This is a genomic window from Pseudoalteromonas sp. Z1A6, assembly GCF_011378745.1.
Classification (GTDB): domain Bacteria; phylum Pseudomonadota; class Gammaproteobacteria; order Enterobacterales; family Alteromonadaceae; genus Pseudoalteromonas; species Pseudoalteromonas arctica.
Window position 1 is genome coordinate 1 of sequence record NZ_WTKW01000351.1, and the last position, 4,201, is coordinate 4,201.

A 4,201-nucleotide genomic window follows, 5' to 3' on the forward strand; every position below is an offset into this window, starting at 1 on the left:
AGTAGCAATTCGTAATTTAATATTAACGGAGTTTTTTTCAGAGCAAAAAATTAATAATTTACTCAATAAAGCGCAGCCAAATATCGACTTTGAACCAATAATTAGTAATTTTGATTTAAACCCTGCGTTCGACAATTTACTTGTCGTTATTGAAGAGTCACAGTTTGGTAGCATGTTGGGTATGTTTGGTGGCACAGCGGCAATAGAGCCAATGCGCGAAAAATTTATTGAAAAAATGCAACACTCACTTGGTGAAATTTCTCAAACTGACGACTTTAAAGTATTAGTTACCCAAACACTTTCACAAGGTAATAGCGCAGAGAGCTTACATAAAACAGTGCTTAAACTAGTTGATGAGCGCTTAGATGAGCTTACCCCAAAAATGGTTAAAGAGATTATTCAAACCATGATCCGCGAGCACTTAGGCTGGCTTGTTGTGTGGGGTGGTGTGTTTGGTGGTTTATTTGGTTTAATTGCAGCGCTTATTTAAGCGCTGTTTTGTGTTAAGTGATATCTGTAAAATAATTAAATTAAATGCTTTTTTGCGGCTGACTTATTTTTTCAGGCTGTTATTATCGCCCCCATAATTTTGTCGTGTTTTTTTAGGAGCACCAGTGAGCAAAACGTTAGCCAGTTATTATCAGCAAGCATACGCTTGCGATCAGCAGCATTTTAACCAGTGTTTTTATTGTGGCTGTGAAGCGACAGAGCGCGACCATTGTCCGCCGCTGCATATGCTACAAAGCATTGTTGATTTAGGTGAAGAGGCTGACTTTATATCTATTGCGGCTTGTTATGAGTGCCACGCACTTTTACATAACGAAAGGTTGATGACGATAGATGAGCGCTTTACTAAAATGAAAAAAAAGCTTGCCACTAAATATGCAAAACCACTGCGTGTTTATAACATGTGGGAAGAAAACGAACTTGGCGACATGAGCGATGAGTTTGCGCATAGTATTCAAGCGGGTATGAAATTAGGAAAAGAAGCGGCTGAGCGTTTAGCGTTTACTGGTTTTAGCTATGCCACAGAAGATGCCAAAGTCGCTGTACGCGAAAAAACGAAAGAATTTGATGTAGAAGGCATGATATTTACCGACTTTAAAGAGGCGTTAAATTACTGCATTAATGACTTAAACGTACAAAAAAGTGACTTTTATAAAATATTGGTTGAAGACTACCAAGGCGATTTTAATAAAGCATTGAGCCAGTATCGTCACCGCCATGACAAAGTAACTGCGGCTAAAGATGGTAATACAATTATTAAAGACTTTTCTAAGTTACATAAGCAAAACTCTGATTTTGTAACGCGTACGGTTAAGCACTTTATTAGTAAAGATCCATCGCTTACAACCGAAGGTGCGCTTGAAAAGTTGTATAACAATTATATAAAGAAATAATTACAGATATTCATCTTAATTAACTGCGTTTTCACCTGTTTTTTTGGCTTTATTCCTTAGCTTTCGCTAAAGTAGCAAAAAAACAGGAGATCCAAACAACATGCAAAAATTTGCACCTTCTTTATTAGCAGTTGGCTTAGCTGCTGCACTTGTAGGTTGCCAAGAAAACGGCCCGCAAGACGATAAAATAACAATCAACAAAAATCCTTACCCAAGCACTTATCAACCCGTTGCTACATCAAGCACACTTATTACAAATGCAACAGTACTTACCGGTACTGGTGAGCGTTTAGAAGATGCTGACGTATTACTTGTTGATGGCAAAGTACAACAAGTTGGTAAAGACTTAACTGCTACTGCTGATATTACAATTGATGCACAAGGCAAATGGGTAACACCGGGTATTATTGACGTTCATTCGCATTTAGGTGCCTACCCAAGCCCGTCGGTTGAGTCGCATCAAGATGGTAACGAAATGACCAGCCCTAACACTGCTGAAGTGTGGGTTGAGCATTCTGTGTGGCCACAAGATCCAGGCTTTAACCGTGCTCGCGAAGGCGGCATTACTTCTCTACAAATTTTACCAGGCTCAGCTAACTTATTTGGTGGACGCGGCGTTACGCTTAAAAACGTCCCTGCACACACTATGCAAGGCATGAAATTTCCAGAGGCGCCGTATGGTTTAAAAATGGCGTGTGGTGAAAACCCTAAACGTGTTTATGGTCGTCAAGGTGTATTGCCTTCAACTCGTATGGGTAATATGGCTGGTTATCGTATGGCGTGGGCTGAAGCCGCTGAGTACAAACGTGCGTGGGATAAATACGATGCCGATTATGAAGCAGGTTTAAACCCAGAAGCACCAGTACGTGACATTAAACACGATACGCTGCGTGGTGTGCTTGAAGGTGAAGTACGTATTCATAATCATTGTTATAAAGCCGAAGAAATGGCAATGATGATTGACCTTTCAAAAGAGTTTAATTACGACGCGGGTACGTTCCATCACGGTGTAGAAGCATATAAAATTGCTGACCTACTTGCTGAGAATGGCTCGTGTGCTGCACTTTGGCCAGACTGGTGGGGCTTTAAAATGGAAGCCTACGACATGGTTCAAGAAAACGTAGCGATTGTTGATGCGGTTAAAAATTCATGTGCGGTTGTTCACTCAGATTCAGATACAACAATTCAGCGCTTAAACCAAGAAGCGGGCAAGGTTATGTACCGTGCTAACGAAAATGGTTTTGATATTTCTGAGCAGCACGCTATTAAATGGATCACGGCTAACGCGGCTAAATCACTTGGTATTGATGACAAAACAGGTTCACTAGAAGCCGGTAAACAGGGCGATGTAGTTATTTGGAATCAAAGCCCATTTAGTGTTTATGCTAAAGCTGAACAAGTGTTTGTTGATGGTGCAAAAGTTTACGATAGAAACGACAGCGCGTATCAAGCAACAAGTGATTTTATGTTAGGTCAACAATAAGGAGCACCCAGAATGAAAAATTTATCACGTTCGTTTTCGCTTTCTCTGGTTGCTGCAGGATTATTAGCATCTGGTGCTGTAAGCGCACAATCGCTAGCAATTATTAATGCAACATTGCATACGTCATCAGATCAAGGTGTATTAGAAGCGGCAAGCATTGTAATGACAGATGGTAAAATCACAGCGATTAACCCAACTGAAATTAAAGCCGATGAAATTATTGATGCAAAAGGTCAAATTGTAACTCCGGGCTTTATTGCAAGTATTAACCAGCTTGGTTTAGTTGAAGTAAGTGCCGTTGCGGGCTCTCGCGATGCAGGCGAGGAAAAAGCAGGTATTGATTTTGACGTAAGCCTTGCTTACAACGCACATTCGAGCTTAATTCCTTACGCTCGCAAGGGCGGCGTAACACGCGATGTAATTACTCCTCATGGTGGCGATAGTATTTTTTCGGGCCTTGCTAGTGTTGTTGATTTAAGTGGTAGTTTTGACAGCAACATGCAAAAACAAGCGGCTTTAATTGTTTACTTAGGTGAGTGCAGTAAAGGTTCTCGTGCTTTTACTTTGCAAACACTTATTAATAAACTTGATGAGCACAAAACTAAAGCCGGTAAAAAAGCTAAAAAAGATGACGACAAGCCAAGTACTGAAGACAAAGTAATGGCAAAAGTCCTCAGTGGCGAAATGCCATTAGTGGTTGGCGTATCGCGTGCGGCTGATATTATTGAGCTTATTAAAGTAAAAGAGCAATTTGGTATTAACTTAGTACTTAACGGCGCACAAGACGCTGTTGTAGTTAAAGAGCGCGTTGCTAAAGCAAATATCCCAGTAATTATTAGTGCAATGGACAGCTTACCAGCAAGTTTTGATTCGCTTCATGCGAGTTTAGATAATGCAGGTTTGCTAGAAAAAGCAGGCGTTAAAGTATTATTAACGGTAGGTGGTGATGCAAGTCACAACATTTACCAGCTGCGTTTTGATGCTGGTAATGCAGTATCGTATGGTATGAGCCAAGAAGGTGCGTTAAAAGCGGTTACATCAAACGTTGCTGATGTATTTGGTATTAATGCAGGTAGCCTTGAAGTAGGTAAAGCTGCTGATGTAGTAATGTGGAGTAATGACCCGTTTGAACTCAGCAGCCACGTGAATAAAATGTTTATTAATGGCGTTGAAGTGTCTACACAATCTCGCCAAGATAAACTGCGTGACCGTTATACGACAGATTCACAAATGCCACGTGCATATACCAAGTAATTAATATACTAAATAATTAATTAAATAAATTTGATTATTTTAAAGGCCGTTATTTATAAAATAG

General features: G+C 40.1%; 4 protein-coding genes. All 4 read left to right on the forward strand.

The features are described from left to right. Positions 1-490: DUF445 domain-containing protein (locus GQR46_RS16865; protein ID WP_165741622.1), on the forward strand; the 490-nt coding region annotated here is incomplete at its 5' end. A gap of 124 nt (positions 491-614) precedes the next feature. Next, on the forward strand, positions 615-1,400 hold the full coding sequence (locus tag GQR46_RS16870) for a hypothetical protein (protein ID WP_024590332.1): 786 nt from the start codon (positions 615-617) through the stop codon (positions 1,398-1,400). 100 nt (positions 1,401-1,500) lie between these two features. Then, positions 1,501-2,883, forward strand: a complete 1,383-nt coding sequence (locus GQR46_RS16875) for an amidohydrolase (protein WP_165741623.1) — start codon at positions 1,501-1,503, stop codon at positions 2,881-2,883. Between the two features lie 12 nt (positions 2,884-2,895). Continuing rightward, positions 2,896-4,137, forward strand: a complete 1,242-nt coding sequence (locus GQR46_RS16880) for an amidohydrolase family protein (protein ID WP_165741626.1) — start codon at positions 2,896-2,898, stop codon at positions 4,135-4,137. Positions 4,138-4,201 lie beyond the last annotated feature (64 nt).